We start from the raw sequence: 26,116 nt of genomic DNA, 5'->3' as shown, positions 1-26,116 counted from the left end.
GGAACTCGACGATGACCGACAACAATTACCTGACCGATCTGCCGCTCGCCGGCGAACTGGTGGCCACCAACTTCGAAAGCTGGCCGGAGTGGCTGAAAACCGAGTTCGCCGACCACGCCTTCGACGGAAACGTCGGGTCACGCCTGCTCAGCGAGGACACCCGCGTGCGCGTCTGGGAGATCCGCTTGGCACCGGGTGAGCGCTGGCACGCCCACCGGCATGTGCTCGACTACTTCTGGACCGCGATCAACGCGGGCAGCAGCCGCCAGCACACCCATGACGGCACCGTCCGCGAAGTCTCCTACCGAGCCGGCGAGACCCGCCATTTCCACTTCGGCCCAGGCGAATTCCTGCTGCACGATATCGAGAACATCGGAGACACCGAACTGGTTTTCACCACCGTCGAGCACCTGGACAGCGACAACGCCGCTCTGGACATCGCCCGATGAGCACCGGCGACAACCACCCGAGCGGGGTCATCGACGTCCACGCGCACTGGCTCCCCCACTCGTTGTTCGGGCTGCCGCCGGGTGCACCGTACGGACCGATGAATGACCGGGAGGGTCAGCTGTATCTCGGTGACCTGCCGCTGTCGATCGCCACCGCGGCGATGAGCGACGAGGCCGCCATCGTCGAGGACATGGCCCGCGCGGGCATTGGCATCCGCGTCCTTTCCGCTCCTCCGTTCGCCTTTCCACTCAGCGGCGAAGCTGCCGGCGCCGACTACGCGCTGGCTTTCAACACCGCCCTGGCCGATGTCGTCGCCCGGGCGGACGGAAAACTGCTGGGGCTGGGCATCGTCAGCCTGGGCGCCCCGGAACTCATCACCACCCAGCTCACCGCACTGCGCGACACCGAGGGCGTCGTCGGGGTCGCCGTCCCACCCGTGGTCGATGGCGCGTCACTGAACCGGGGGACACTGCGGCACATCGTGTCCGAGGCCGCGCGGCTCGACCTTGCCGTACTGGTGCACCCCATGCAGATCGGCCGACCGGAATGGGCTGACTACTATCTGGCCAACCTGATCGGCAATCCTGTCGAAACCGCCACTGCCGTAGCAAATCTGATCCTGAGCGGGGTCAAGGATGAGCTTCCCGCGTTGCGCATCTGCTTCCTCCACGGCGGTGGATGCGCCCCGGGCCTGCTCGGCCGATGGGATCATGGCTGGCGGGCTCGCGCCGATGCCCGGGGCGCATGCGCACGGCCGCCTTCCGAGGTCTTCGAAGACCTGTACTTCGACACGGTGACTCACGACGCACCCCAGCTCGAGATGCTCTGCAAGATCGCAGGCACGGACAAGATCGTGTGCGGCAGCGACTACCCGTTCGACATGGCCGAGCCCGACCCGGTCCGGTTCGCCGTCAAGCACGGGCCCGACGAGAACACGTTGATCCGGGCGGCACGGGCCTTTCTGGGGATGAGCTGATGACCAGTCTGTTCACTCCGCTGACGCTGCGCGATGTGAGGTTCGCGCACCGTGCCTGGATGTCACCGATGATGCAGTTCTCCGCAGTGGTCGACGGACCCGAGGCCGGCACACCCACCGATTGGCATCTGTCGCATTTCGGCGCGCGGGTCATCGGCGGCATTGCCCTGGCGATGGTGGAGGCCACCGCCGTCGACCCCGTCGGGCGCAGCAGCGTCTACGACCTCGGGTTGTGGAACGACGCTCAGGTACCTGGGTTTCAGCGGTTGACCCGCTTCATCTCCGATCAAGGCGCGGTCCCGGGCATACAGATCGTGCATGCCGGGCGGAAGGGATCCACCGGCCGCCCATGGCCGGACCCAACCCGCCCGTTCGAGCCCTGGACGACGGTCGGCCCGAGCCCGGTACCGTTCGGCCGCCACCCCGTGCCGCACGAACTGAACCATGCCGAAATCGAACGCATCATCTCCGCATTCGCTGCAGCGGCACGTCGGGCGGCCGCGGCCGGATTCCGGGTCCTCGAGATCCACGGCGCCCACGGCTATCTCATCCACCAGTTCTTGTCCCCGCAATCCAATATGCGCACCGACGAGTACGGCGGATCGCTGGATAACCGGATGCGCTTCGCCCTCGCCGTCGCCACCGCGGTGCGGCGTGCGTGGCCAGATCATCTACCGCTGTTCTTCCGGGTGTCCGCGACCGACTGGCTTGCCGGCGATACCGATGACCCGCGACCGGGCTGGACGGTCGACGACACCATCGCCCTCGCCGCCGGCCTGAAGAAGTCGGGAGTCGACCTCATCGACGTCTCCACGGGCGGCGCAGTACCCGACGCCAAGATCCCGGTGTTTCCCGGCTATCAGGTGCCGTTCGCCAAGCGGGTACGAGCCGAGGCAGACATCCCGGCCGCGGCAGTCGGGCTCATCACCGAGGCCGGACAGGCCGAGGCGATCGTGTCGGGAGGCGACGCCGACGCGGTCTTCCTGGCGCGTGCCCTGCTGCGCAATCCGAACTGGGTTCGCGAAGCCGCCCGAGAGAGCGGGGTGACTCTCCCGTTCCCGCCCCAGTACACCCGGGCGTTCATCTGAGGCCGCCCTGCCTGTCCATGCCGGACGAGGCAGATCGCGACGTTATCCCCAACGACACCTCCAATTCCCAGGTGACGCAGGAACATTCCGCAGCTACGCGGTTGTGGCGCCTGTTCACGAAGACGCACGAGGCGAAGGTCGCTGCCATCACGGCGGCAAGAATCGTGAGATCACCCCAGACACCGAGACCCACGCGGCCGCTCCTCTGCTTCCCGACCGGACGTCGCCGGATTACCTGGAACCACTAACGACGTTCGCAGGAAAGCCCGCCGGTTGCTACTCGACGTCGCTGACGTCCTCCAGGCGCTGGCTCACTCGCGCCAGTGCCTCGTCGAAGACATCCACCTTTTCGCCGCGCTTTTCGTTGGCCGGTTGTGCGGCGCCGCGGGCACCTTCGGCCTCAACGCGAGCCGCGCCCTGGCGCCGCAACAGGCTGAAGTTCTTCTCGCGCGCTTGTCTGAGCCGACTCTGCAGGTCCTTCAGCGACTTCTCGTCCATCCGTGCCAGAGCGTCGGGATCACTCTCAGCGATCAACGAGCTTTCCTGCGCGGTCAGGTTCACATGGTTGCTCACCATTGATTCATAGCGCGGGCCGGCCACAACGGAAAGGGATTAGCTGTGTGAGGCAACTCCAGATCTGTGAATTACGGATTTTCGGCGCGCCGAGACCGCCATCGGACGGCACCAGCGCGATGATGCAGATGTGGTTGTTGATGCGAATGTGACAAACGTGGCGCCGGCTCCCGAGACGTCCGAGACGTCCGAGCCGAAGCCTGACGAGGTGCAGGGTGAACCACAGACCGCTGCCGAGGCGCCGTCGGAGCAGCAGCGGGTGTGGTCGATGCCCAAGCCCGCGGTAACGCGCGAGCAGGCCGACAAGGTGGGACAGATCGCACGCAATGCGGCCACGGCCGTAATCGCGTTCCTCGCCGGCATTGCTCGATCCGGCGCCGAGGCCTTGCGGCAGTTGTCCCGCGCGATCGCCGCAGTGCCGCCGGCCGTCCGCCTTGTGACCGCGGTGGGCGTGACCATGCTCCTGGGCATCGTCGGGGCAATCGCACTGCAGAACTCTCTCGGCCTCGCGTGCATCGTCGTGGTGGTTCCGGTGTGCTCGTTCGCCCTCGGTGCGCTCGCACACCGCTGGTACAGCGGACTCGGCGTTGAGCCCGCGCCGCGCGTGGAAAGCCAGGGAGCCTCGCCGACCGAATTGCAGCGTTCGGTCGAATACGTCGACAAGAAGCTCGCGGTCGCGCTCAACGCATTCGGCGCCGAACGTCAGCAACACGCGATGATCGCGCTGTTCCAGGCCAAGACGGCCGTCGAACTCACGCTCGGGACGGAGCAGGACGAGACGAGCCACATCGACGCACTGCTGTCCGTGGAAGGCCACGACGCACGCCCGCGGATCCGGGCAGGCTCCGCGCCCAAATCCCTGCGAGAAAGCAATTCCCTGGCGGCGTCATGACCGACGGGCACACCCTCACCGGCCAGGTCGCGCTCATCGAGGACGACTACACACTGGTCATCAATCGCGGCGCTGAGGCAGGCGTCGTGCCGGGCATGGTTTTCGCCGTGCACTCCGAGTCCGATCAGGTGATCACCGACCCCGAATCCGGCCGGGAATTGGGCAGACTCACGCGCGAGAAGCTCCGGGTGCGGGTGTTCGATGTGCAGCCGCTGTTCTCCCGGGCCCACACCTTCGCCCGGACCGACGACTTCTACGGCCTTTTCCAGGCGACGGCGGAGGTGACGGTGGACGTCGGTGACAGCCTGGAGTTGGTCTCCGGCGAAGCCGAGGTCCGTCGAGCAGCGTCCGGGTAGTCCTTGTTCTGCGGATGCACAGCCGTCAACTACCCGGCCGTGCATCCGTCACTGCGTGAGCTCGCGCTCAGTTGCCGGTGGGCAGCGCGATGTTGACCCCGTCGGCGGCCAGCTGTTCGCGCACGTATTTGAACCTCTGGTACTGCGAGACGGTGATCGGGCCCGTATAGCCTTCGCTCTGCAGTTGCCGCGGCGGGTACTTCAGGTAGGTCTTCATCAGCTCCTTGACCGCCTCGTACCTCCGGGGGACGTGCCGTCCGCTCGCTGATCGCAGTTGGTCTCGACAATCGATGGCGGGGTGGACAGGAAGAACTCTCAAGCGGACCCAACGCGGCGGGGCCGGACCGGCGATGGCCTGCCGACGCTCCTTGCCTGGGTCACCATCGCCACCCTGCCATCAATTCGTCAGCGGCGGCACCCACTACCCGAGGTTCTTTCCGCATACTGCCGAAATTGTTATCTCCTAATCCGATTTGGGTGAGACGGTACGGCTCTTCGTCACTGTCGGTGCGTGTTCAGCGGTGGCACGAAGCGGTTTCCACCTGAACCGTTGTGCGCCTGTGGCTTTCGATTCGGTGTCGGCGGGAGCGAGCGGTCAGCGGCCGTAGGCAGTTGGCAGCCACCCCGTGGACGGCCTCGGTTCGGGTCACCCCGAGGTCACGATCGTCATCCCGTACTGGGACACAGTGCCGCGTCGATGTCCGCGACCCGGCGATCACTGATGCCCCACGGCTCATCGAGCCCGAGACGAGAGTCCAGATCCCACAAGACGCACCGTTCACCCGGCTCGGCGACCATGGACCAAGCGATGACGATGCGGCGCAACTGTTCATCCATGCACTCGCCGGCCGCTGTGGCGGCGGGCGGCGCACCGCCCTCGGGATGGTGATGCAAGAACTGTCCGTAGGCGGCAGTGCAGAATGCCGCGTAGCGGACGGTGCACAGGATCAGGCCATGCCAGGCTTCATCGACTGCACGCGAGGGCATCCCGATGGTCTGACCGTCGCGCAGCGCTACCGCGCAACATCGCAACCACTGCCGCAGACCGGTTTCGACGAGTTCACGCGGTTGCCAAGGGCACGTCTTGAACACCGCCTCCGGTAACTCCAGATCGGCGATCACCTGCCCGGCAGCGCGTCGGGCGCCGGCCTTTCGCAACGTGATCATCAGCAGCCACCGCCCCCGCAACCTCCGCCTCCCCCACCACAACTACTTCCAGCACCGCAGCCGCCGTGTCCGCCACCGCAACCCGAGTGGCCCCCATGGCCTCCGTCGCCACAACCGGAGGAGTCGGCGCCGGTCGCCCAGATGGCTCCTCCACCGGCACCGGCCACAGACCCGAACCGACCGCGACGGGCCGTCCCAAGCCCACGCCGCCGCCGTTTCACGGTTGCGAAGATGGCGAAGATCGCCACGTCGAACGCGATGACCACCACCGGAATCATCCACCACATGATCTCGTCCTCCCCTGTCGTCCACGCCGTTACAGGACGAAGCGGACCACACCCCGCGGCGCTACCGATCCCAACTCCGGTGCCGTACCGCCGTTGCTCCCCAGATACGAAGAAACCCCCTCCGACACTGGTCAGAGAGGGTTTTTCTTTGTCGGGCTGACAGGATTTGAACCTGCGACCACTTGACCCCCAGTCAAGTGCGCTACCAAGCTGCGCCACAGCCCGCTTGCTTCCGGCTTGCACCGGCAGCGAGTCGAAAGCTTACCGTAGGGACCCGGTTTCGCCCCAATCGCTCCCCCGTTGTGTCACCGCGCGGCGGTGTCCGGCTCGTCTGCCAGCTCTTCTTCGGCAGCCTCGTCGGCGTCGAGCTCCTCGGGCAGGTACTCCGGCGCCCGCGAGGTCCGCCAGGCGTACAGAACCAACCCGGCCCACGCGACGGCGATCGTGACGTAGATGGCCGTCGAGGCCGCTCCCTGGATGCCGAAGTACTTCAACAGCTTCTGCGCATTGGTCAGCACGATCACGCCGCCCACCGCGGTGCCCAGCAGCGCCGGGCTGACCTTCGACACCAACCAGGCCGCCAGCGGTGCGGCCAGCACGCCACCCGCCGCCAGGCCTGCCACGATCGGGAGGTTGTGCAGGAAGTCGGCCCGCAGGCCGACCAGGAAGCCCAGCGACGCCGAGACCGCGACCAGGAACTCCGAGGCGCTCACCGAGCCGATCACCGTGCGGGGCGCGGTCTTGCCCTGCGACAGCAACGTGCTGGTGGTCACCGGACCCCAGCCGCCACCGCCGGAGGCGTCGATGAAGCCACCGAACAAGCCCAGCGGGGTCAGGAACTTCGCGGTGTGGGAGGTGCTGCCCGCACGGAACGCAGGCGGTGAACCCAGTGAGAACCGCAGCAGCACATACACACCGATGCCGAGCAGGATCGAGGCCATCAGCGGCGCGGCGTCCTCCGTCGACAGCGAGGAGAGCACGGTGGCCCCGAGGAACGCACCGATCGCGCCAGGCACACCGAGCTTGAGCACGATGCTCCAGTCGATGTTCTTGAACCGCCAATGCGACAGCCCCGACGCCAGCGTCGTGCCGACCTCCGCCAGGTGCACCGCGGCGCTGGCCTGTGCCGAGGCCACCCCGCTGAGCACCAGCAGGGTCGATGCGGTGACACCGAAGGCCATGCCCAGCGCACCATCGACCAACTGGGCCCCGAGGCCGACGAGCGTGAAGATCAGAAGCGAACGCATAGGTTCGGCTGCTTTCGATTGTGGTCGCCGGGCGACCTGATGACTGACGGGCGCGGATCAGATGCGCGCGCGACACCATTCGTCGAAAGCCATCAACCGGCGCGACGGCCAGAACGGCTCGAGAGCAGCAAGGGCAGACGGCGCGGTGCGGTATGCACGTTCAGCCACCGGTCGCCCCTCTCCCTCGTCGTTAGACAGACTCAGCAAGCCTACAAGAGCGTGGTCGGGATCCCGCCGATGGGCTCACACCGTCAGCAATCGGTACAGCCCGATCAGGCCCACCACCACGATCACTGCCCGCAGCGCGTTCGGCGACAGCCGGCGGCCGTAGTGCGCGCCGAGGAAGCCGCCGATCAGCGAACCGATCGCGATCAGGCCCGCCGCCTCCCAGCTGATCCGGTCGAACGCGACGATCGTGTAGGCCAGGGCCGCCACGATGTTGACCAACAACGACAGCAGGTTCTTGGCGGCGTTCATCCGCTGCATCGACTCGGGCAGCAACGCACCCATCACCGCGATCAGCAGGATTCCCTGGGCCGCGGTGAAGTAGCCGCCGTAGACACCGACGGCGAACGTGCCGATCACCAGCACAGCCATGCGCTGCGGGCTGACGTGGTCGGCCGACTGGCCGGACGCCTCCGCGCGCTGCCGTGCCCAGGCTTGGATCCGCGGGCCGACGACCACCAGAACCAGGGCCAGGATGAGCAGGATCGGCACCACCGTGACGAACACCTTTTCCGGCAGGTGCAGCAGCAGCCAGGAGCCCAGGCCGGCACCGATCACCGATCCGGGAATCTGCCAGCGCAGCCGTTTCCACTGTCCGCGCAGTTCGCGCCGGTAACCCCAGGTGCCCGAAACGCCGCCGGCGACCAGACCCACGGCATTCGACATCGTCGACGTGACCGGCGGAATCCCCAGCGCCACCAGCGTGGGAAAGGTGATCAGCGTGCCGGACCCGACGATGGCGTTGATCGCTCCCGCGCCGACGCCGGCCAGGGCGATCAGGATCATGTGGGTGACAGACACTCGGGCCACCCTATCGGCCCGACTGGTGCACGGTGCGTCGCGCCAGGCGTTACCCAGCGTGCACGAATCGCTAGCGCTTCTTCGGTGCTCCGCGCTTCTCGCGGACCCGGACGTTGATCCGCACCGGGCTGCCCTCGAAACCGAACTGCTCACGCAGGCGCCGCTCCAGGAACCGGCGGTAACCGGCCTCCAGGAACCCGGAGGTGAACAGCACGAAGGTCGGGGGCCGAGTGGCCGCCTGGGTGGCGAACAGGATCTTGGGCTGCTTGCCACCGCGCACCGGCGGCGGTGTCGCGGCGACGATCTCCTTGAGGAAGTTGTTGAGCTGTCCGGTCGAGATCCGCTTGTCCCAGGACGCCAGTGAGGTCTCCAGCGCCGGCACCAGCTTCTGCACCGCCCGGCCGGTCATGGCCGAGATGTTGACCCGCGGCGCCCACTGCACCTGCACCAGTTCACGGTCGATCTCTTTGTCCAGCAGGTACCGGCGGTCCTCGTCGACCAGGTCCCATTTGTTGAATGCGATGACCAGTGCGCGCCCGGCCTCGATCACCATCGACAGCACCCGCAGGTCCTGCTCGGTCAGCGGCTGGGAGGCATCGATCAGCATGATCGCCACTTCGGCCGCATCGATCGCGCCGTGGGTGCGCACCGAGGCGTAGAACTCGTGGCCGCTGGCCTGGCCGACCTTGCGACGCAGACCGGCGGTGTCGACGAAACGCCAAGTCTTGCCGCCCAATTCGATCAGCGAGTCGACGGGATCGACCGTGGTGCCCGCGACGTCGTGCACCACCGACCGCTCGTCGCCGGCCAGCCGGTTCAGCAGCGAACTCTTGCCGACGTTCGGCTTGCCCACCAGTGCCACCCGGCGTGGGCCGCCGGCACCGCTGCCACCAACCTCCGAGACCTCGGGCAGCTTCTCCATCACCGTGTCGAGCAGATCGGCCACGCCCCGGCCGTGCATGGCACTGATCGCGTGCGGCTCACCGATGCCCAGTGACCACAGTGCCGCGGCATCGGACTCGCCCCGCTGTGTGTCAACTTTGTTGGCCGCCAGGAAGACCGGCTTACCCGACTTGCGCAGCATCCGGGCCGCCGCCTCGTCGGCCGAGGTCGCGCCGACGACCGCGTCGACCACGAGAATGATCGCGTCGGCGGTGCGCATCGCCACGAGCGCCTGATCGGCCACCAGCTGCTGCAGGCCCTTGGCGTCGGGTTCCCATCCCCCGGTGTCCTGCACCATGAAGCGACGACCGAGCCAGTTCGCGTCATAGGACACCCGGTCACGGGTCACCCCGGGGATGTCCTGCACGACGGCTTCGCGACGGCCCAGGATCCGGTTCACCAGAGTCGATTTCCCGACATTGGGCCGGCCGACGACGGCCACCACCGGAGGCGGCGCCGCGGCCTCTTCCAGAACCTCGGCAACCTCGTCGCTGAACTCCCAGTCGCTTTCGTCCGACCAGGTGCCGTCTCCGTCAGAGACGCTCATCGCCGTACCCCCGCATGTTGGGTCACCAGGTCGAGAAGGTGTGCCACGACCTGTGTTTGGTCCATATCGCTGGTGTCGACCACCAGAGCATCCTCGGCCGCACGCAGCGGCGACACCGCCCGCGTGGAATCGAGGTGGTCGCGGCGCTGCACGTCGGCGAGCACCGTCGCATAGTCATCGGGCAGTCCGCTCGCGATGTTCTGGGCGTTGCGGCGCCGGGCCCGCTCCTCGGCCGACGCGGTCAGGAAGATCTTGACGTCGGCCTTGGGCAGCACCACGGTGCCGATGTCGCGGCCCTCGACCACCACGCGGCCACCCGAGGCCGCCAGTTCGCGCTGCAGATCCACCAACCGGGCGCGCACCGCGGGCACCGCGGAGACCGCCGACACCGCCCGGGTCACCTCGTCACCACGGATCTCGGCGGACACGTCCTCGCCGGCCAGGAAGGCGCGGTCCTCACCGGGGTCCGAACCCACACCGATCACCGCACCCGAGGCCACCGCGTCGATAGCCTCGGCATCGTCCAGGTCGACCCCGGCGCGCAGCACCGCCAAGGTGACGATGCGGTACATCGCGCCCGTGTCCAGGTAGCTGGCGCCCAGGGCCTGCGCCAAACCTCTTGAAACCGAAGACTTTCCGGTTCCCGCCGGTCCGTCGACCGCCACCACCAGAGATCCGCTCACATTCCCACCGCCTGATAAAGCTCGCCGATTTCCTTGCGGCTGAGCGCCCTGATACTGCCCGGCCGCTGCTCGCCGAGCGCCACCGAACCGATGTCGGTGCGGACCAGTTCCTGCACCGGGAAATCCACCGCGGCCAGCATCCGCCGCACGATGCGATTGCGCCCCTCATGCAGGGTGACCTTCACCAGGGTCTTGCCCGGGACGGTGTCCACCACCGCGAAGTCATCGACGTGTGCCGGGCCGTCGTCCAATTCGACACCGGCGCGCAGCTTCTTCCCGAGTCCGCGCGGCACCGTGCCGATCACCGTCGCCACATAGGTTTTCGGGATCTCGTAGGACGGGTGCATCAGCCGGTGGGCGAGCTCCCCGTCGTTGGTCAGCAGAAGCAGCCCCTCGGTGTCGGCGTCGAGCCGGCCGACATGAAAGAGCTTCTTGTTGCCCCGGACCCGGTGCTCCACCAGGTCTCCCACGCAGGGGCGGCCTTTCTCGTCGGACATCGTGGACATCATGCCGCGCGGCTTGTTGATCGCCAGGTACACCAGGGTGTCGTCGAGCACGACGCGCGATCCGTCCACCCGGATCTCGGCGACCGCCGGGTCGACACGCGTACCGAGCTCGGTCACCAGTCGACCGTCCACCTCGACGCGGCCGTCGGTGATCATCCGTTCGGCCACCCGGCGGGAGGCAATTCCGGCCTGGGACAACACTTTTTGCAGCCGTACGCCTTCTTCAGCCATGTCAGTCCTTGTCCACGTCGAAGGCCAGCGGCTGATTGCTGCCGGATGAGCCACTGTTGAGTTTGGCGAAACGCGGCTCGTCACCGAGTGATTCGCTCAGGTCGTCGATCACGTCGACATCGGGCAGCAGCGGCGCGATGTCGGGCAGGTCGGACAGCGACGACAAGCCCAGCCGTTCCAGGAACAGCTCGGTGGTGGCGAACGCCGCTGCGCCCGAATCCGGATCGGTGCCCGCCTCGGTGATCAGGCCGCGTGCGACCAGGGTCCTCATCACCGCGTCCACGTTCACACCACGGACCGCGCTCACCCGCGCACGGGTCACCGGCTGCCGGTAGGCCACCACGGCCAGAGTCTCCAGGGCCGCTCGGGTCAGCTTGGACCTGGCGCCGTCGAGCAGGAGCCGTTCGACGTACGGGGCGTATCGCGCCCGGGTGTACATCCGCCAGCCGCCCGCGGCCTCGCGCAGGTCGATGCCGCTGTCCCGCGCGGCGTAGTCCTCGGCCATCAGCCGCAGCTTGGCCATCACCCGGTAGGCGGGTTGTTCCGTCGCCGAGGCCAGTGCGTCGACCGTCACCGGCGTGTCCACTACCAGCAACAACGCTTCCAACACAGCGCCAAGTTCGCCGTCTTCGAGCTCTGGAACCGTCGCCACATCGATGCCCAGCTCATCTCCGACCGGGATCGCGTCACCCGGGGCATCATCGGACTGCACTCCGGAATCGGAGTTCTCGTCAGTCATTGTTCTCGCTATTCTTCCGCATCAGCGGTTGCCAGATGTTCGCTGGTCGGACGATCTCCGGTCCACGAAACCTGGAGCACTCCAAGCGGTTCTGGTTGCTCGAATGCTACCGCCCTGGCGCGGAACAGTTCGAGCAGTGCCAGGAAGCGCCCGACGATCTGCAATCCGTCCGTGCACTCGGCCACCAGTTCCGAGAATGTGGCCCATTCGCCGATCCCGCGCTGTTCGAGCAGCGCGATGATCCGGTGTGCCTGTTCGGGCACCGACACCTTGGGTGCGTGAATGTGGTCGATGCCGACCGTCGGCACCGGCCGCGGGGTGAGGGCGGCGGCCGCGATCTCGGCGAACTTCCCGGCGTCGACGCCCAGCATCACCTCGGGCAGCAGGTCGGAGAAGCGGTCCTCCAGCGACACTGCCCGCGGGTAGCTGCGCAGCGCCGCGGCCTCCAATTCGGCGAACATCAACGCGACATGTTTGAACGCGCGGTACTGCAGCAATCGCGCGAACAGGAGGTCGCGGACCTCGAGCAGGGCGAGATCCTCCTCGTCGTGCACCTCGCCCGAGGGCAGCAGCCGGGCCGCTTTCAGGTCAAGAAGCGTGGCCGCGATCACCAGGAACGTCGTGGTCTCGTCGAGTTCGAGGCGGGCGCCGATCTCCTTGGTGTACGCGATGAAATCGTCGGTGACCTGGTGTAATGCCACCTCTGTGACGTCGAGCCGGTGCGCGAAGATCAGCTGCAACAGCAGGTCGAACGGTCCCTCGAAGTTGGTGAGCCGAACCTGGAAGCGGTTCTGCTGATCGCCGGCAGTCGGTTCGCCCCCGACCGCGGCATCCGCTTCGGCGCCCTCGGTGGTCGGGTTGTTCAGGACATCGTTCACGCGCCGAACCGGTCGATGACTTCGCGTGCCAGCGATCGGTAGGCCACGGCGCCGCCGGACTTGGGTGCCCAGGTGGTGATCGGCTCGCCGGCCACGCTGGTCTCCGGGAACCGCACGGTCCGGGTGATCACGGTGTCGAACACCAGATCGCCGAACCGCTCCACCACGCGGGCCATGACCTCGCGCGCGTTGACCGTGCGCGGGTCGTAGCGGGTCACCAGGATGCCGCTGATGGACAGCTTCGGATTGAGCCGGTCGTGCACCTTGTCCACGGTGTCGGTCAGCAGCGCCAGCCCGCGCAGCGAGAAGTACTCACATTCGGTGGGGATGATCACACCGTCGGCGCAGGCGAGCCCGTTGACCGTGAGCAGGCCCAGCGATGGCTGGCAGTCGATCAGCACGTAGTCGTAGCGATCGAGGATCGGGTACAGGGCCCGAGCCAGGGACTGCTCGCGGCCCACCTCGTTGACCAGCTGGATCTCGGCGGCCGACAGGTCGATGTTGCTGGGCACCAGGTCCATGCCGCTGACCCGGGTCTTGATCACGACGTCGTCGATCGACACCCGCGGTTCGATCAGCAGGTTGTGCACCGTGTGCTCGAGTTCGTAGTGCGGGACGCCGAGGCCCGCCGACAGCGCGCCCTGCGGATCCAGGTCGACCAGCAGGACCCGGCGGCCGTACTCGGCCAGGCTGGCGCCCAGGTTGATGGTCGAGGTGGTCTTGCCGACCCCGCCCTTCTGATTGCACATCGCGATGACCTTGGCCGGGCCGTGAGTCGAACGGGGCCGCGGTTCGGGAATGTCTCGCGGTGGCCGCCCGGTCAGACCGAGCTCAGGTGAGCTGTGCTCGAAGAGTCCGTCATGCCCGCCGTCGTCGTTCACGCCCGACCGCCACCGGTCAGGCATCCCGCAGTCATGGCGCACATCCCCGCAAGTTTAACGTCGGTACGCAGCCAGGACGGGCAGACCCGCGGGCAATCGGGCGCATATGGTGTGCGTCATGAGTCTCAAACAGCGGCTGCCGCTGTTGCGGTGGTCGTTCATCCGGATGGGAATCGGCGCCAGACACTTCGCCCGCACCGGGCAGTGGGGCGATGGCCGGGAGGCCGCGGCCGCCGATTATGTCGTGGCCAACGCCCGCGCGGGCGACCTCGACGATGTCATCGCCACCATCGACAAGTTCGCCTACGAGAAGTCGTTTCTGATCAACGTCGGCGACGAGAAGGGTGCGCTGCTCGACGCGGCAGTCGTGCGGGCCAACCCGCGCCTGGCTTTGGAACTGGGCACCTATTGCGGCTACGGGGCCATGCGCATCGCCCGCGCCGCACCGGCCGCCCGGGTGTTCTCGGTCGAGTTCTCCCCCACCAATGCCGACATCGCGCGACGCATCTGGGCCCACGCCGGGGTGGCCGACCGGATCACTTGCGTGGTCGGGACCATCGACGACGGCGGACGCACGCTCGACGCGCTCGCGGCAGGCGGGTTCGAGACCGGCGGGCTGGATTTCGTGTTCCTCGATCACGACAAGAACGCCTACCTGACCGACCTGCAGAGCCTGCTGAAGCGGGGCTGGCTGCACCGGGGCTCGATCGTGGTCGCCGACAACGTGAAGCTTCCGGGAGCGCCGAAGTACCTGGCCTACATGCAGGAGCAGCAGGGTTCACTCTGGGATACGAAACATCACAAGACGCATGCCGAGTATCAGACCCTGCTGCCCGACCTGGTGCTGGAATCGGAGTACCTGGGCGGTTAGCGCGCCCGCGGGTGCGCACCCGCCCAGACCTCGCGCAGCGTATGCACGGTGACCATGGTGTAGATCTGCGTGGTGGTCACCGAGGCGTGACCGAGCAGTTCCTGCACGACGCGCACGTCGGCACCGCCGTCGAGCAGGTGGGTCGCGAACGAGTGCCGCAACGTGTGCGGCGAGACCGCCGACGTGATCCCGGCCCGCTCGGCCGCATCTTGCAACACCTGCCAGGCACTCTGCCGGGACAGGCGCCCGCCGCGGGCATTGAGGAAGATCCCCGGCGTGCCCCGGCCGCGCCGGGCCAGGTCCGGCCGGCCCCGCACCAGGTAGGTGTCGAGCGCGCTGACCGCGGGACGACCGATGGGCACCAGCCGTTGCTTGCCGCCCTTGCCGCGCAGCAGCACCGAGCGCGCCTGGGTGTCGATGTCATCGATGTCGAGTCCCACGGCCTCCGAGATTCGCGCCCCGGTCGAGTACAGCAACTCCAGCAGCGCCCGGTTGCGGAGTGTCAGCGGACCGTCGGCTTCGCTGTCCCCGCCTGCGGCCTCGAGCAACGCGAGCACCTCGTCGAGAGTGAGACTCTTGGGCAGCCGGCGACTGGGCGTGGGTGGTTTCACCCCACGGGCGACATCGAGTGCGGTGATGCCCTCGGCTGTGGTGAACCGGTGCAGACCGCGGACCGCGACCACGGCCCGGGCGGCCGAAACCGCCGACAGCGCAGCCACTCCCGACTCGGGGTCGCCCCGGCGCAGGGCGATCAGGAAGTCGCTGACGTCGGCCTCGGACACCTTGGCCAGATCATCGATTCCGCGCTGGGTCAGGTGCTCTGCGTAGCGGCGCAGGTCGCGCCGGTAGGAGCTCAAGGTGTTGGCCGCCACGCCCCGCTCGATCGTCAGGTGATCGAGGTAGCCCTGTAACTGGTCGTCGAGGGCCGATCGGACGGGGGACGGCGTCGTCATAGCAAGCCTTTTCGCCGCCTGAACGCTGTCGGCCGGTCGGTCCACGGCGCCTCGACCGGTCGTAACGCCTCCCCATCGGGCATCGCGTGCGCCGCCAGAATGCCTGCCACCGCAATGCCGTTCACGATGTCGCCGGAGAACACCCGACGGACGGCTTCCTGCAACGGCACCCGTTCGACCACCATGTCGGCTTCCTCGTGCTCGGCCTCGGGGCGTCCGACGTCGGTCAGCCCGGTGGCCAGGAAGATCCGCACACTCTCGTCGGAGAACCCCGGCGTCGAATCGAGATCCACCAGCACCCGCCAGTGATCGGCTCTGAGACCGACCTCTTCGACGAGTTCACGGGCCGCGGTCACCTCGGGAGGCTCCCCACCGAGGTCGAGCAGGCCGGCGGGCAGTTCCCAGAGCCGACGGCCCAGCGGATGCCGGTACTGATACACCAGCACCACGTTGCCGTCCTCGTCGAGTGCCACCACGGCCACCGCGCCGTAATGCTCGACGACCTCGCGCCGGGCCGAACCGCCGCCGGGCATGCTGACCTCATCCGCGCGCAGCGCGAAAATGTTTCCGACGTAGACGGTTTCGCTGGCCAGGGTCTCGAAGTCGTGTTCAGCCAAGTGAAGCGGCTTCGGCGTCGTCGACAGGACTTCCGCCGGCTTCCACTTCCCCGGCCTCCTCGGCGAAATCCTCGGGAAGGTCCATGCCGGGCAACCGCTCTTCGGCCTTGTAGTCCAGCGCCGCGCCGATGAACGCGGCGAACAGCGGATGCGGCCGCGTCGGCCGGCTCTTGAGCTCGGGATGGGCCTGTGTCCCGACCAGGAACGGATGGATCTTCGAGTCGTACTCCACGAACTCCACCAGGTGCCCGTCGGGCGAGGTGCCGCTGAACCGCAGCCCGCTCTCGGCGATCCGGTCCCGGTAGGCGTTGTTGACCTCGTAGCGGTGCCGGTGCCGCTCGGACACCTCGGTCGCCTGATAGGCCTGGGCCACAATCGATCCCGCTTCCAGGACTGCGGGATACGCACCCAGCCGCATGGTGCCGCCCAGGTCTGCCTCGCCGGCGACGGCGTCCTTCTGATCGGCCATCGTGGAGATCACCGGGTCCACCGTCTTCGGATCGAACTCGGCGGAGTTGGCACCGGCGATACCGACCGACCGCGCCGCCTCGATCACGATGCACTGCAATCCCAGACACAGTCCCAGCACCGGCAGGCCGCGCTTGCGGGCGAACGAGATGGCCCCGAGCTTGCCTTCGATGCCGCGGATGCCGAAACCGCCCGGAATCAGCACCCCGTCGACATCGGACAGCGCGGCCGCCGCACCGAGGTCGGTCTCGCAGTCATCGGAGGCCACCCACCGGATCTCCACCTTGGCGCGGTGTTTGAAGCCGCCGGCGCGCAGCGCCTCGGCCACCGAGAGGTAGGCGTCGGACAGGTCGATGTACTTGCCCACCAAGGCGATCCGAACCGTCTCCTGCGGCTCGTGTACCCGGCGCAGCAGGTCGTCCCACTCCGACCAGTCCACATCGCGGAACGGCAGGTTGAGCCGGCGCACCACGTAGGCGTCGAGTTCCTCGCGGTGCAGCACCTTGGGGATGTCGTAGATGGACGGCGCGTCGGGAGTGGAGATCACACCGTCGATGTCGACGTCGCACATGAGCGCGATCTTGTTCTTGAGCGGTTCGGGGACGTCACGATCACACCGCAGGATCAGGGCATCGGGGGTGATGCCGATGCTGCGCAGCGCGGCCACCGAGTGCTGGGTCGGCTTGGTCTTGAGCTCACCGGACGGGGCGAGATAGGGCACCAGCGAAACGTGAAGGAAGAAGCAGTTGTCCCTGCCGACCTCATGGCGCACCTGACGGGCGGCCTCAAGGAACGGCAACGACTCGATATCGCCCACCGTGCCGCCGATTTCGGTGATCACCACGTCGGGGCGCTGCCCGGACGAATCGGGCTCGGCCATGGCCAGGATCCGGCTCTTGATCTCGTCGGTGATGTGGGGAATCACCTGCACGGTGTCGCCCAGGTACTCGCCGCGGCGTTCCTTGGCGATCACCGTGGAGTACACCTGGCCGGTGGTCACGTTGGCCGACTGGGACAGGTTGCGATCCAGGAACCGCTCGTAATGGCCGACGTCGAGGTCGGTCTCGGCGCCGTCCTCGGTGACGAACACCTCACCGTGTTGGAACGGGTTCATGGTGCCCGGATCGACGTTCAGATAGGGGTCGAGCTTCTGCATCGTCACCTGCAACCCTCGCGCGGTCAGCAGTTGACCGAGGCTCGACGCGGTCAACCCCTTACCGAGCGATGACGCCACACCACCGGTGACGAAGAGGTGTTTGGTGGCGGTGTGCGGGTGCTTGCGTAAGGCGGGCAAAAGCATCCTCCGTGACGACTGGCAGGGAATCGAGAAACTGCTGTGGCCTGCCGACCCACGGAATCTCACCTTAACACCGACACCGACAAGCCGTCGCTGACGCGCCGCGCGTACGCGGAGCAGTTGGGAGGCTGCCGGCTCGCTACTGCGGGACGGTCACCGACGTCGCGCCCTGCCCGGTGCCGTACTTGCCGGGCTTCCCACCGCTCACGAGGTCGCCCAAAGCCAGTACGGCGGTGATCTGACCGGCGCTGGAATCGGCGTCGTCCACGGTGCTCACCATGGCGGTCAAACCGGCATCTGACCTGGTCACAGCCACCGGACCGGTTCCAGAAGCCGACCCCGAGCGTCCCGCGAGCACAGTGCCGGTGCCGTGCGGCGCCAACCCGGCGGCGAACCGGGCCATGGTGGAGCCCCGGTTGCCGCCGTCCTCGCCGAGGCCGCCTCCGGTCACGATCAGCGCCGTGTTGGCCGCGCCGATGTGCGGATCGTCATAGGTCAGGAACCCGGTGTCGCGCAGCGCGGCGAGCACGGTCTGGCGCTGGGTGTCGTCCACAGGCGCGGCGGCCGGGTTCTTGTCGATCAGCAGAGTGATGCCCAGGAGGTCGCCGGCCTGCGACCCCTGGTCCACCGCCGCGGTGCTCAGTTGCTTACCGGCGGGCACGATCGGCGAGTTGACCACCGAGAGCAGTTTGTCGGCAGAGTTCGCCTCGACGAATTCCTGGGTGAGCGAGACCTTGCCGGTCACGGTGCCACCCGCATCGCGGACGAACCGCGACACGGCGTCGACGTCACCATCGACGGCATCCGGCGTGCGGAACACCACAACCGACTTGTCCTTCAATGCGTCGCGCACCATCCGCGGTGCCATCTGCGCATCGAATTCGCCTGCGGCCTTGAGTTTTTCGTTCAGCGCGTTCTTGCCGTCGGTGAGGGTGTCGATCTGGTGCTGCAGTTCCTTCTTGTCGTCACGAAGTCCCGACAGCACCGTGTTCGACAGCAGCCCCGAACCGAGGGCCACCCCGATGGCCAGCGCCAGGAATACCGCCGCCAGGGAAATCGCGTGCGCACGTAGCGTGATCACAACTCACCGATCCGATCAGCTGACGAGACCCTGTACCCAGAGCGTGAAACGGTTCCAGTAGTCGACGACCCAGTCGAGCACCGCACCGTCGGCCCGGGACACCCACAGCGCGACAACCACCGCCACCAGCATCGCCAGCACCAGCAGCGCGATCGCCCCGCCGGACACCCGGCTGCGGTACAGCGTCGCCACCGCCTTGGCGTCGACGAGCTTCTCCCCGACCTTCAACCGGGTCAGGAACGTGGACGGGTTGCTGCGCTGGCGCGAGCGGTCGAAGAATTCCTCGATGGAGGCCGTGTGACCGACCGTGACGATCAGCGACGCCCCGTGGTGGTCGCACAGCAGCAGCGCCAGGTCCGCTGCCGACCCGGCGGCCGGGAAGGTCATCGCGCCGACGCCGAGGTCCTGGATGCGCTCCAGACCGGCGGCATGCCCGTCGGCGTCGGCGGGCAGCACCACCTGGGCGCCGCACCGCAGCACCTCGACGCTCATCTTGTCGGGGTCGCCGACGATCAGGGCGGGCCGGTAGCCGGCCTTGCGCAGCACGTCCGCGCCGGCGCCGACGCCGACCAGAACCGGCTGGTACTCCTTGATGAACGGCTTGAGCGCCTTGAGGTCCTCGGCGGCGTGGGGCTCCTCGGCGACGATCACGACGTGCCTACGGTGCAGGTCCACGTCGATGTTCGGGATTCCGATGCCGTCGATGAGCAGCGGGCTCTCACTGCGGATGAACTCGATGGTGTTGCCGGCGAAGGCTTCCAGATGCGCCACCAGACCACTCTTGGCGTCGTGCATCAACTCGTGGATCTCTTGATCGTTGCGCTCGGTGCCCACCGCGATGCGCCGGTCACCGGAGTAGACGCCGCCGTTGTTCAGCCGGATCCGCGCCCCGTCTTTGATCTTCTTGAAGACTTCCGACCCCGCCTCGTCGATGAGCACCACACCGTTGGCGACGAGCACCTCGGGCCCCAGGTTCGGGTAGCGCCCCGAGATCGACGGCGAGGCGTTGACGACACCGGCGATCTGAGCCTCGACCAGCGCATCGGCGGTGATCCGGTCCAGATCCTGGGCATCGAGGACCACGATGTCGCCAGGGCCGACGCGGCGCAGCAGACGATCGATGTCGCGGTCCACTCGAGCAGTGCCGGTCACTCCCGGACGCGAACTGGCATTGCGGGTGAGCAGAGTGGCCATCTTCATGCGCCGATTCTGTCGGGAACGGCCGGTCAGGCGGCGGAGGCGCGCCGTAACACCAGCCTCACAAGTTGGCTTTAGTCACATCAGTAACACGAATTCGGTCTCAATCCCGCTTCGCCGCATAGTGCCGCGCAGCCTTCGCACGGTTGCCACAGGTGGCCATCGAATGCCAGCGCCGGGCCCCGTTTTTCGAGGTGTCATGGAACCACAGGATGCAGTGCGGATGTGCGCACTGCTTGATCCGATCGGGCGCCTCACCCAGCAACCGCAACAAGTCGTCGGCGGCCAGCCAGCCGGCGAGCCATTCCGGCTGCGACACCTCGGCAGCCTCGGCGGGGCCGGACGCCGTGAGCGTGCGCCGGATCCGGCCGCGTTCCAGCACTTCGTTCACCTCATCGACGGACCCGTCCCGGAGGGCCCGAAGGATGGCCTCGCGGGCCGAGATCAGGGCGACCCGCACCTCCTCGTCGGCCTCGCAGCGATCCTCCAGCCCGTTGGCCAGCAACCAGCACCGCAGGCCCTCGACGTCCGCCAGGAGGTCCTGGGGGCCATCCGCCGACATCCACCGGGTGTTCAGCAGATCCAGCGCAAGAGGTTCGCCGACATGCGGGCGCGGGTCACGCATACCTGAGGGTAACCACGCGCAGGCGACACCAAGGGCCACCCGCCGAACTAACCGTCGAAATACAAATAGACGGTTGACGACTCGCCCATCGCCGTTCTAACCTGTTTAAGCAATTACATCGGTTAGCCATTCAGGAGGACTGCATGACCGGGACCACCACACCCCAGCTCGCTGCCGGACACGTCGGCATCAACGTCACGGATCTGGACCGCTCGGTCGCCTTCTACCGAAACGCGCTGGGTTTCGAACCGCTGGCCGTCAACAGCGAGGGTGAGCACCGGTACGCCTTTCTCGGCACGGGCGGGACGCTGCGGCTGACGCTCTGGCAGCAGAGCAACGGCCGATTCTCCACGGAAACACCGGGCCTGCATCATCTTTCGTTCGAGGCGGCCAGCATCGACGAGGTGCGGACCGTTGAGGCGGCGTTGAAGGCGCTGGGCACGGAATTCGCGCACGACGGCGTCGTCGCGCACGGCGAGGGAGCCGCATCCGGCGGTATCTTCTTCACAGACCCGGACGGAACCCGGCTCGAGGTGTACGCGCCCGACGGAGCGCAGACCGCTCCCGCACCAACCGGAGCGGCCCCCACCTGCGGATTCTTCTGAGCTGAGCAGGTGAACATGTATCACTCGGGTGAGCTGGCAGTGCAGCGGCGCATGGGGCAGGAGGCCATCGCCACTCGCGTCGGCCGCATGATCCGCACCGAAGTTCCCGCGGCCGCCGCTGAGTTCCTCGCCGAACAGCCGATGATCGTGATCGCCGCGGCCGACGACGACGGCCGGGTGTGGACCAGCTTGATCGCCGGCCCACCCGGATTCGTCCACGCCGACGATCCGCGCACGATCCTGCTCGACGCGCTGCCTGCACCGGGCGATCCGGTCGGCGATGTGCTGCGCAGCGGGCAGCAGATCGGGATGATCGCCATCGAGCCGCAGACCCGGCGCCGGATGCGGGTCAACGGCTCGGCCGAGCCGGCAGGGACAGGCCTGCGCATCCACACCGATCAGGTGTATTCGAACTGCCCGAAGTACATCTCTCGCAGGCACATCGCCGAGGTGCGGTCCGCCGTGGGGCTGCCCGACGTGCAGCGTGGCGAGTCACTGACCGATCGACAGCAAGCGCTCATCGCCAGTGCCGACGCCTTCTTCATCGGGTCGGCGGATACGGCGGGTAATGCCGACGCGTCCCACCGCGGCGGCAATCCCGGGTTCCTGCAGGTGCTCTCACCCCGGCAGCTGCGGTGGCCGGACTACCGCGGGAACTCGATGTTCATGACCCTGGGCAACATCGAGGCCAACCCGCGGTGCGGGTTGTTGGTGGTCGATTGGTCTTCCGGATCGACGATCCAGCTCACCGGAACCGCTGAAATCAACTGGGATGAAGCCGATTCCGGTGCCGGCACGCAGTGCGCTGTCGACTTCACGATCGGCGAGGTGGTGGAGCTGACCCACGTCAGCCCACTGCGATGGAGCTCCGCCGAGCTGTCGCCGGCCAACCCGGGCCCGACCGGCGATCAGGGCTAGGCGCGCGCCTCGGCGAGAGTGTGGGCGACCAGCGCGTTGGCGTGCCCGTGCCCGAGGCCGTGCTCGGATTTGAGCCAACCGACCAACTCCATGTGCTTGGTCAACGGCGACGAACGAATCAGCTCCAGCCACTCGGCGATCGGCCGCCCGTATTTCTTCTCGATCGACGGGAAGTAGCTCGCCGGCCCCTTCACGGATTCCGCCATGGGTGCTCCTTCGGTTGTGATTGCGGGTCTTCGCGTACCGACCGGCAACCTGGCGCGAACTCATCGCGACACCACCTGAAGTCCGGCCTACGGCGCGCTGCGCTCCTGCTGTGCGGCCTCGAGCAGCTCCCTGGCGTGGGCCCGGCCGCTGTCGGACTCCCCCAATCCGGCCAGCATCCGGGCCAACTCGGCGACCCGGTCCTCGTCGTCGATGCGGCGCACGCCGCTGGACTTGGCCCGGCCATTCCCGCTGTCGACCACGAGGTGCGCGTCGGCGAAGGCCGCGACCTGAGGCAGGTGGGTCACCACGATGACCTGATGAGTTCGCGCCAGCCGGGCCAGACGACGCCCGATCTGCACCGCGGCCCGGCCGCCGACCCCGGCGTCGACCTCGTCGAACACCATCGTCGTGCCCGCCGTCGATGCCGACAGAACCACCTCGAGGGCCAGCATCACGCGGGACAGTTCACCGCCGGAGGCACTCTTGGCCAGCGGCAGCACATCCGCACCGCGGTGCGCGGTGAAGCCGAACTCGACCGCGTCCACACCGTCATGACCGGCATGCAGCACCTCGCCGTCGGGCATGGTCACCGGCGCGGAATCATCGGCCCGCGCCGGCATCGGACCGACCCCGATGGTGAACACCGCATTCGTCATGGCCAGCCCGGCCAGTTCGGTGGTCACCGCCTTGGCCAGACCCTTGGCCGCCTTGGACCGGACCTTGGTGAGTTCGCTTGCCGCCGCGACCAGTTGAGCCTCGAGCTCGGCGACCTTGCGGTCCAGGGCAGCCAGGCTCTCCTCGGACACGTCGAGCTGCGCCAACCGTTCGGCGGCATCGCGGGACCACGCCAGCACCCCGTCGATGTCGGCGGCGTACTTGCGGGTGAGTGTCCTCAGCTCGGCCTGCCGCGCCAGTTTGGTCTCCAAAGTGCTGGCATCGCTCGGCAATTCGGACAGATAGTCTCCGAGTTCGCCGGACACGTCACCGATCACCGCCATCGCCTCGGCCAGGCGGCCGCCCAGTGCCTGCAGCGCCGAGTCGTCGGTGGACTCCAGCGCCGCCTGCGCGCGGCCCACACCGTCGGCCGCCGATGTGGACTCCGGCGTCGGCTCGTCGAGCTCGCCGGCCAATGCGAAGCGGGCGGTCTGCGCAGCTTCACGCAGGGCGTCGAGTTCCGACAGCCGACGGATGTCGGCGACGATCGCCTCGTCCTCACCGGGTTCCGGTGCGACCGCATCGATCTCGTGGATTCCGAAGCTGAGCCGGTCGGCCTCCTGGGCCAGTTCCCGGGCCCGCCGGCGGCGGTCCGCCAGGTCACGACGCGCCGTCAGCCATTCGTCGCGCACACTCCGGTAGCGGGCCAGCGGCTTGTCGACGTCGGCGAACCGGTCCAGTGCCGCCCGCTGCTCGTCAGGCCGCATCAACCGCAGCTGGTCGTTCTGGCCATGCAATGTCAGCACCTGGGCGGTGAAGCTGCTCAGCGACTTGGCCGGCACACTGCGCCCACCCAGAAACGCCCGCGACGGTCCGGCCCGGCTGACGGAGCGGGCCGCGATCACACTGCCGTCGTCATCACGCTCGGCGCCGGAGGAATCCAGGATCTCCTCGACCCGTCCGGTCACGTCCTCACCGAGTTCGATTGTGCTGAACCGGCCTTCCACCACAGCACGGTCAGAGCCAGAACGCACCCTCGTCGCGTCCGCCCGCGCCCCACCGAGCAGGTGCAGGCTGGTCACCACCATCGTCTTACCGGTACCGGTTTCACCGGTCAGCACCGTCAACCCGCGGTCGAACTCCGCGGTGGCAGCACTGATCGCGCCCAACGACTCGATACGAATCTCCGACAGCACAGGTATCTACTGTCCCCGCCATCCGGTGACAGGCAACCGGAACTTGCGCACCAGGCGATCAGTGAACGGTGCCGAGTCCAGCCGCACCCATTTCAGCGGCGTACCGCACCGCGTCACCTCGAGGCGGCCACCTGCAGGCACCACCATCTCGCGGCGACCGTCGCAGAACACCAGGGCATCGTTGCCGCTTGCCTCGATCTCGATCGCGATACTGGCCAACGGGCTGGTCACCATCGGACGGGCGAACAATGCGTGAGCATTGTTGGGTACCACCAGAATCGCCTCCAGGTCCGGCCACAGCACCGGGCCGCCCGCCGAGAACGCGTAGGCCGTGGATCCCGTCGGGGTCGACACCAATACCCCGTCGCAGCCGAACGACGAGACCGGGCGGCCGTCCACCTCCAACACAACGCCGAGCACTCCGAGCCGGGGACCCTTCTCCAGGCTGGCCTCGTTGAGTGCCCAACCGCGGTTCACCACATCGGTCCCCACCCGCACCGCGATGTCGAGGGTCATCCGCTCCTCGACGCGGTAGTCGCGCTCGATGACGCGCTCGAGCACATGGTCGATCGCCTCGGCCTCGGCTTCGGCGAGGAATCCGATCCGGCCCAGATTGACTCCCAGCACCGGGATCTCGACATTTCGCGCGAGCTCCGCGGCACGCAGGAACGTGCCGTCACCGCCGAGCACCAGCACGAGCTCACAACCTTCGGCCGCTCGCTCGTCGGCGTCGACGACCTCGATGTCGACGCCGAGGGCGCGCATGTCATCCGGCGCCAGATGCAGCGGGCCGCGGTCCACGGCTTCCGCCGAGAGAACCTTCAGACCAATGCCGTTGTCGCCGAGCACCTTTTCCACTCGACGGGCAACTTCGGTCGCCTCGTCCCTGCCGGTGTGCACCACCAGCAGAATCGTGCGTTCAGCCGTCATTGCGGCCCCTCCTCGACGGCCCGCCGCACTGCCTGCTCCAGCGACTCGCCATCCAGCGGACGGTCGCTCTGGGCACGCAGGTGCAGGAAATACTCGACATTGCCCGATGGTCCGGGGAGCGGGCTGGCCGTCACATCGACAGCATGCCACTGCAATGTGGCCGCCTTGCGGGCGACCGTGCACACCGCGTCGATGCGCAACTCGGGATCTGACACCACGCCGCCCGCACCCACCCGGTCCTTGCCGACCTCGAACTGCGGTTTCACCATCGGAACGATATCGGCGTCGGGGGCCGCGCAGGCCGTCAGCGCCGGAAGAACCGTGGCCAGCGAAATAAACGAGAGGTCGGCCACGATCAACTGCACCGGCCCGCCGATCGCCTCGGGGGTCAACTCCCGCACATTCGTGCGTTCCAGCACGTGTACCCGGTCGTCGGATCTCAGTGGCCAGGCCAGCTGGCCGTAACCCACGTCGGCGGCCACCACCTCGGCGGCACCGCGGTCCAGCAGTACCTCGGTGAAACCCCCGGTCGAGGCGCCGGCGTCGAGGCAGCGGCGGCCCTCGACGACGACCTCGAACGCGTCGAGTGCACCGATCAGCTTGTGCGCGCCCCGCGAGACCCAGGTGCGCTCCTCGGAGGCGATCACGGTGATGTTGGTGTCCGGTGCGACGGCGGTCGCCGGTTTTGCCGCGGGCATACCGTCGATCCGGACGCGGCCGGCCTCGATCAGCTCGGCTGCCTGCTGACGCGACCGGGCCAGGCCCCGCCGCACCAGCTCGGCATCAACGCGAGCGCGCCGCGCCACAGGCGCTCACCTTTCGGTCGCCTGCGATCCGCCCGGTTGCCCCCTGTCGACGGATTCGAGCGCCTGCAGGAGCAGATCATGGGCCTGCTCGAGCCGGGCAGCCACCACGTCGATGTCCATGCCCTCGAGTGCGGACGGGTCCACCGCCGGATCCGGCACATCTGCCAGCACCGCGGCGACCTGCGCACGCAGCTGGTCTGGATCGGTAGTCATAGCGACACT

30 protein-coding genes and 1 tRNA gene are annotated in these 26,116 nt (G+C 67.5%); 8 read left to right on the top strand and 23 right to left on the bottom strand.

The features are described from left to right. Nucleotides 1–11 precede the first annotated feature (11 nt). Genes EH231_RS07490 through EH231_RS07480 form a run of 3 tightly spaced genes read left to right on the top strand, consistent with a single transcriptional unit; the run spans nucleotide 12 to nucleotide 2,514 of the window. Entirely contained in the window at nucleotides 12–449 is a 438-nt protein-coding gene (locus EH231_RS07490; protein ID WP_090433031.1) for a cupin domain-containing protein, read from the top strand. Then, nucleotides 446–1,426 (top strand): amidohydrolase family protein, encoded by a 981-nt coding sequence (locus tag EH231_RS07485; RefSeq protein WP_124712166.1) that lies wholly within the window; start codon nucleotides 446–448, stop codon nucleotides 1,424–1,426. Before EH231_RS07490 ends, EH231_RS07485 begins: the two co-directional genes overlap by 4 nt. Then, complete coding sequence (locus EH231_RS07480) at nucleotides 1,426–2,514, top strand: NADH:flavin oxidoreductase/NADH oxidase (RefSeq protein ID WP_124712165.1); 1,089 nt, start codon at nucleotides 1,426–1,428, stop codon at nucleotides 2,512–2,514. Before EH231_RS07485 ends, EH231_RS07480 begins: the two co-directional genes overlap by 1 nt. A gap of 276 nt (nucleotides 2,515–2,790) precedes the next feature. On the opposite strand, the gene EH231_RS07470 is transcribed toward EH231_RS07480, so the two are convergent. Continuing rightward, complete coding sequence (locus EH231_RS07470) at nucleotides 2,791–3,090, bottom strand: hypothetical protein (protein ID WP_090433375.1); 300 nt, start codon at nucleotides 3,088–3,090, stop codon at nucleotides 2,791–2,793. Nucleotides 3,091–3,235: 145 nt separating this feature from the next. Here EH231_RS07470 and EH231_RS07465 point away from each other — a divergent pair, with 145 nt between their 5' ends. Further along, nucleotides 3,236–3,979, top strand: a complete 744-nt coding sequence (locus EH231_RS07465; protein WP_241177904.1) for a hypothetical protein — start codon at nucleotides 3,236–3,238, stop codon at nucleotides 3,977–3,979. Continuing rightward, nucleotides 3,976–4,335 (top strand): hypothetical protein, encoded by a 360-nt coding sequence (locus tag EH231_RS07460; protein ID WP_090433023.1) that lies wholly within the window; start codon nucleotides 3,976–3,978, stop codon nucleotides 4,333–4,335. The genes EH231_RS07465 and EH231_RS07460 overlap by 4 nt, the downstream gene beginning before the upstream one ends. A 67-nt stretch (nucleotides 4,336–4,402) precedes the next feature. Here EH231_RS07460 and EH231_RS07455 read toward each other — a convergent pair whose 3' ends face one another. From EH231_RS07455 to EH231_RS07400, 11 genes are all read right to left on the bottom strand, one after another. Continuing rightward, nucleotides 4,403–4,552, bottom strand: a complete 150-nt coding sequence (locus tag EH231_RS07455) for a hypothetical protein (protein WP_205866829.1) — start codon at nucleotides 4,550–4,552, stop codon at nucleotides 4,403–4,405. Between the two features lie 449 nt (nucleotides 4,553–5,001). Further along, nucleotides 5,002–5,502, bottom strand: coding sequence for a UCP032817 domain-containing protein (locus EH231_RS07450; RefSeq protein WP_124712162.1), 501 nt, complete (start codon nucleotides 5,500–5,502; stop codon nucleotides 5,002–5,004). Nucleotides 5,503–5,940: 438 nt separating this feature from the next. Next, nucleotides 5,941–6,014: transfer RNA gene (locus EH231_RS07445), tRNA-Pro, on the bottom strand. 80 nt (nucleotides 6,015–6,094) lie between these two features. Continuing rightward, nucleotides 6,095–7,036 (bottom strand): sulfite exporter TauE/SafE family protein, encoded by a 942-nt coding sequence (locus EH231_RS07440; protein WP_090433016.1) that lies wholly within the window; start codon nucleotides 7,034–7,036, stop codon nucleotides 6,095–6,097. 243 nt (nucleotides 7,037–7,279) lie between these two features. Next, nucleotides 7,280–8,047: a sulfite exporter TauE/SafE family protein gene (locus tag EH231_RS07430; protein WP_234940403.1), complete on the bottom strand. Its 768-nt coding sequence runs from the start codon at nucleotides 8,045–8,047 to the stop codon at nucleotides 7,280–7,282. A gap of 85 nt (nucleotides 8,048–8,132) precedes the next feature. Continuing rightward, nucleotides 8,133–9,551, bottom strand: a complete 1,419-nt coding sequence (gene der / locus EH231_RS07425; protein ID WP_090433012.1) for a ribosome biogenesis GTPase Der — start codon at nucleotides 9,549–9,551, stop codon at nucleotides 8,133–8,135. Continuing rightward, nucleotides 9,548–10,234, bottom strand: coding sequence for a (d)CMP kinase (cmk, locus tag EH231_RS07420; protein ID WP_090433010.1), 687 nt, complete (start codon nucleotides 10,232–10,234; stop codon nucleotides 9,548–9,550). The genes der and cmk overlap by 4 nt, the downstream gene beginning before the upstream one ends. Further along, the gene (locus EH231_RS07415) at nucleotides 10,231–10,971 is read right to left on the bottom strand and encodes a pseudouridine synthase (RefSeq protein ID WP_044518918.1); all 741 of its coding nucleotides are present in this window, start codon (nucleotides 10,969–10,971) and stop codon (nucleotides 10,231–10,233) included. The genes cmk and EH231_RS07415 overlap by 4 nt, the downstream gene beginning before the upstream one ends. A gap of 1 nt (nucleotide 10,972) precedes the next feature. Beyond that, a complete protein-coding gene (gene scpB / locus EH231_RS07410) occupies nucleotides 10,973–11,710 on the bottom strand; it encodes an SMC-Scp complex subunit ScpB (protein WP_090433008.1) in 738 nt (245 codons plus the stop codon). An 8-nt stretch (nucleotides 11,711–11,718) separates the two neighbouring features. Beyond that, nucleotides 11,719–12,588 carry a segregation/condensation protein A gene (locus EH231_RS07405; protein WP_090433006.1) on the bottom strand — a complete coding sequence of 290 codons (870 nt, stop codon included), beginning with the start codon at nucleotides 12,586–12,588 and terminating at the stop codon, nucleotides 11,719–11,721. Continuing rightward, nucleotides 12,585–13,493: a ParA family protein gene (locus EH231_RS07400; RefSeq protein WP_234927183.1), complete on the bottom strand. Its 909-nt coding sequence runs from the start codon at nucleotides 13,491–13,493 to the stop codon at nucleotides 12,585–12,587. The genes EH231_RS07405 and EH231_RS07400 overlap by 4 nt, the downstream gene beginning before the upstream one ends. Before the next feature lie 94 nt (nucleotides 13,494–13,587). On the opposite strand from EH231_RS07400, the gene EH231_RS07395 reads away from it, so the two are divergent. After that, nucleotides 13,588–14,340, top strand: a complete 753-nt coding sequence (locus EH231_RS07395) for an O-methyltransferase (protein WP_090432991.1) — start codon at nucleotides 13,588–13,590, stop codon at nucleotides 14,338–14,340. Here EH231_RS07395 and xerD read toward each other — a convergent pair. The 6 genes from xerD to EH231_RS07365 form a co-directional block, all read right to left on the bottom strand. Further along, nucleotides 14,337–15,293, bottom strand: a complete 957-nt coding sequence (gene xerD, locus EH231_RS07390; protein ID WP_124712161.1) for a site-specific tyrosine recombinase XerD — start codon at nucleotides 15,291–15,293, stop codon at nucleotides 14,337–14,339. The genes EH231_RS07395 and xerD overlap by 4 nt on opposite strands. Beyond that, nucleotides 15,290–15,910: an NUDIX domain-containing protein gene (locus EH231_RS07385; protein ID WP_044518922.1), complete on the bottom strand. Its 621-nt coding sequence runs from the start codon at nucleotides 15,908–15,910 to the stop codon at nucleotides 15,290–15,292. Before EH231_RS07385 ends, xerD begins: the two co-directional genes overlap by 4 nt. Continuing rightward, nucleotides 15,903–17,672 carry a CTP synthase gene (locus tag EH231_RS07380; RefSeq protein WP_090433373.1) on the bottom strand — a complete coding sequence of 590 codons (1,770 nt, stop codon included), beginning with the start codon at nucleotides 17,670–17,672 and terminating at the stop codon, nucleotides 15,903–15,905. Before EH231_RS07380 ends, EH231_RS07385 begins: the two co-directional genes overlap by 8 nt. A gap of 142 nt (nucleotides 17,673–17,814) precedes the next feature. Continuing rightward, nucleotides 17,815–18,756 (bottom strand): copper transporter, encoded by a 942-nt coding sequence (locus tag EH231_RS07375; protein WP_090432987.1) that lies wholly within the window; start codon nucleotides 18,754–18,756, stop codon nucleotides 17,815–17,817. Between the two features lie 15 nt (nucleotides 18,757–18,771). Continuing rightward, nucleotides 18,772–19,956 carry a putative cytokinetic ring protein SteA gene (gene steA / locus EH231_RS07370; protein ID WP_090432985.1) on the bottom strand — a complete coding sequence of 395 codons (1,185 nt, stop codon included), beginning with the start codon at nucleotides 19,954–19,956 and terminating at the stop codon, nucleotides 18,772–18,774. Nucleotides 19,957–20,056: 100 nt separating this feature from the next. Beyond that, nucleotides 20,057–20,578: a CGNR zinc finger domain-containing protein gene (locus tag EH231_RS07365; RefSeq protein ID WP_090432983.1), complete on the bottom strand. Its 522-nt coding sequence runs from the start codon at nucleotides 20,576–20,578 to the stop codon at nucleotides 20,057–20,059. Nucleotides 20,579–20,721: 143 nt separating this feature from the next. Between EH231_RS07365 and EH231_RS07360 the strand changes: the two genes are divergently transcribed. Then, nucleotides 20,722–21,183, top strand: coding sequence for a VOC family protein (locus tag EH231_RS07360; protein WP_090432981.1), 462 nt, complete (start codon nucleotides 20,722–20,724; stop codon nucleotides 21,181–21,183). A 15-nt stretch (nucleotides 21,184–21,198) separates the two neighbouring features. Then, nucleotides 21,199–22,101: a pyridoxamine 5'-phosphate oxidase family protein gene (locus tag EH231_RS07355; protein WP_090433370.1), complete on the top strand. Its 903-nt coding sequence runs from the start codon at nucleotides 21,199–21,201 to the stop codon at nucleotides 22,099–22,101. Here EH231_RS07355 and EH231_RS07350 read toward each other — a convergent pair. From EH231_RS07350 to EH231_RS07330, 5 genes are all read right to left on the bottom strand, one after another. Further along, entirely contained in the window at nucleotides 22,098–22,307 is a 210-nt protein-coding gene (locus EH231_RS07350) for a DUF4287 domain-containing protein (RefSeq protein WP_044518928.1), read from the bottom strand. The genes EH231_RS07355 and EH231_RS07350 overlap by 4 nt on opposite strands. Before the next feature lie 87 nt (nucleotides 22,308–22,394). Continuing rightward, nucleotides 22,395–24,158: a DNA repair protein RecN gene (recN, locus tag EH231_RS07345; RefSeq protein WP_090432979.1), complete on the bottom strand. Its 1,764-nt coding sequence runs from the start codon at nucleotides 24,156–24,158 to the stop codon at nucleotides 22,395–22,397. A gap of 6 nt (nucleotides 24,159–24,164) precedes the next feature. Further along, the gene (locus tag EH231_RS07340; RefSeq protein ID WP_044518930.1) at nucleotides 24,165–25,088 is read right to left on the bottom strand and encodes an NAD kinase; all 924 of its coding nucleotides are present in this window, start codon (nucleotides 25,086–25,088) and stop codon (nucleotides 24,165–24,167) included. Next, nucleotides 25,085–25,894, bottom strand: a complete 810-nt coding sequence (locus EH231_RS07335) for a TlyA family RNA methyltransferase (RefSeq protein ID WP_090432977.1) — start codon at nucleotides 25,892–25,894, stop codon at nucleotides 25,085–25,087. The genes EH231_RS07340 and EH231_RS07335 overlap by 4 nt, the downstream gene beginning before the upstream one ends. A 6-nt stretch (nucleotides 25,895–25,900) precedes the next feature. Beyond that, nucleotides 25,901–26,107, bottom strand: a complete 207-nt coding sequence (locus tag EH231_RS07330; protein ID WP_090432975.1) for a hypothetical protein — start codon at nucleotides 26,105–26,107, stop codon at nucleotides 25,901–25,903. Nucleotides 26,108–26,116: the final 9 nt, after the last annotated feature.

It is taken from the genome of Mycolicibacterium nivoides, from assembly GCF_003855255.1.
GTDB classification, from domain to species: domain Bacteria; phylum Actinomycetota; class Actinomycetes; order Mycobacteriales; family Mycobacteriaceae; genus Mycobacterium; species Mycobacterium nivoides.
Note: the sequence above shows the minus strand (reverse complement) of the source record. Positions and strands in the feature narration are given on the sequence as shown.

What these genes read in the sequence shown, in the direction of transcription:
- EH231_RS07415 (WP_044518918.1), bottom strand. Translation starts at nt 10,971, where the DNA reads ATGGCTGAAGAAGGCGTACGGCTGCAAAAAGTGTTGTCCCAGGCCGGA.
- EH231_RS07365 (WP_090432983.1), bottom strand. Translation starts at nt 20,578, where the DNA reads ATGCGTGACCCGCGCCCGCATGTCGGCGAACCTCTTGCGCTGGATCTG.
- EH231_RS07360 (WP_090432981.1), top strand. Translation starts at nt 20,722, where the DNA reads ATGACCGGGACCACCACACCCCAGCTCGCTGCCGGACACGTCGGCATC.
- EH231_RS07460 (WP_090433023.1), top strand. Translation starts at nt 3,976, where the DNA reads ATGACCGACGGGCACACCCTCACCGGCCAGGTCGCGCTCATCGAGGAC.
- xerD (WP_124712161.1), bottom strand. Translation starts at nt 15,293, where the DNA reads ATGACGACGCCGTCCCCCGTCCGATCGGCCCTCGACGACCAGTTACAG.
- der (WP_090433012.1), bottom strand. Translation starts at nt 9,551, where the DNA reads ATGAGCGTCTCTGACGGAGACGGCACCTGGTCGGACGAAAGCGACTGG.
- scpB (WP_090433008.1), bottom strand. Translation starts at nt 11,710, where the DNA reads ATGACTGACGAGAACTCCGATTCCGGAGTGCAGTCCGATGATGCCCCG.
- EH231_RS07490 (WP_090433031.1), top strand. Translation starts at nt 12, where the DNA reads ATGACCGACAACAATTACCTGACCGATCTGCCGCTCGCCGGCGAACTG.
- EH231_RS07455 (WP_205866829.1), bottom strand. Translation starts at nt 4,552, where the DNA reads ATGAAGACCTACCTGAAGTACCCGCCGCGGCAACTGCAGAGCGAAGGC.
- EH231_RS07400 (WP_234927183.1), bottom strand. Translation starts at nt 13,493, where the DNA reads ATGCCTGACCGGTGGCGGTCGGGCGTGAACGACGACGGCGGGCATGAC.
- EH231_RS07430 (WP_234940403.1), bottom strand. Translation starts at nt 8,047, where the DNA reads ATGATCCTGATCGCCCTGGCCGGCGTCGGCGCGGGAGCGATCAACGCC.
- EH231_RS07480 (WP_124712165.1), top strand. Translation starts at nt 1,426, where the DNA reads ATGACCAGTCTGTTCACTCCGCTGACGCTGCGCGATGTGAGGTTCGCG.
- EH231_RS07395 (WP_090432991.1), top strand. Translation starts at nt 13,588, where the DNA reads ATGAGTCTCAAACAGCGGCTGCCGCTGTTGCGGTGGTCGTTCATCCGG.
- EH231_RS07330 (WP_090432975.1), bottom strand. Translation starts at nt 26,107, where the DNA reads ATGACTACCGATCCAGACCAGCTGCGTGCGCAGGTCGCCGCGGTGCTG.
- EH231_RS07340 (WP_044518930.1), bottom strand. Translation starts at nt 25,088, where the DNA reads ATGACGGCTGAACGCACGATTCTGCTGGTGGTGCACACCGGCAGGGAC.
- EH231_RS07485 (WP_124712166.1), top strand. Translation starts at nt 446, where the DNA reads ATGAGCACCGGCGACAACCACCCGAGCGGGGTCATCGACGTCCACGCG.
- EH231_RS07440 (WP_090433016.1), bottom strand. Translation starts at nt 7,036, where the DNA reads ATGCGTTCGCTTCTGATCTTCACGCTCGTCGGCCTCGGGGCCCAGTTG.
- EH231_RS07450 (WP_124712162.1), bottom strand. Translation starts at nt 5,502, where the DNA reads ATGATCACGTTGCGAAAGGCCGGCGCCCGACGCGCTGCCGGGCAGGTG.
- EH231_RS07355 (WP_090433370.1), top strand. Translation starts at nt 21,199, where the DNA reads ATGTATCACTCGGGTGAGCTGGCAGTGCAGCGGCGCATGGGGCAGGAG.
- EH231_RS07350 (WP_044518928.1), bottom strand. Translation starts at nt 22,307, where the DNA reads ATGGCGGAATCCGTGAAGGGGCCGGCGAGCTACTTCCCGTCGATCGAG.
- EH231_RS07470 (WP_090433375.1), bottom strand. Translation starts at nt 3,090, where the DNA reads ATGGTGAGCAACCATGTGAACCTGACCGCGCAGGAAAGCTCGTTGATC.
- steA (WP_090432985.1), bottom strand. Translation starts at nt 19,956, where the DNA reads ATGAAGATGGCCACTCTGCTCACCCGCAATGCCAGTTCGCGTCCGGGA.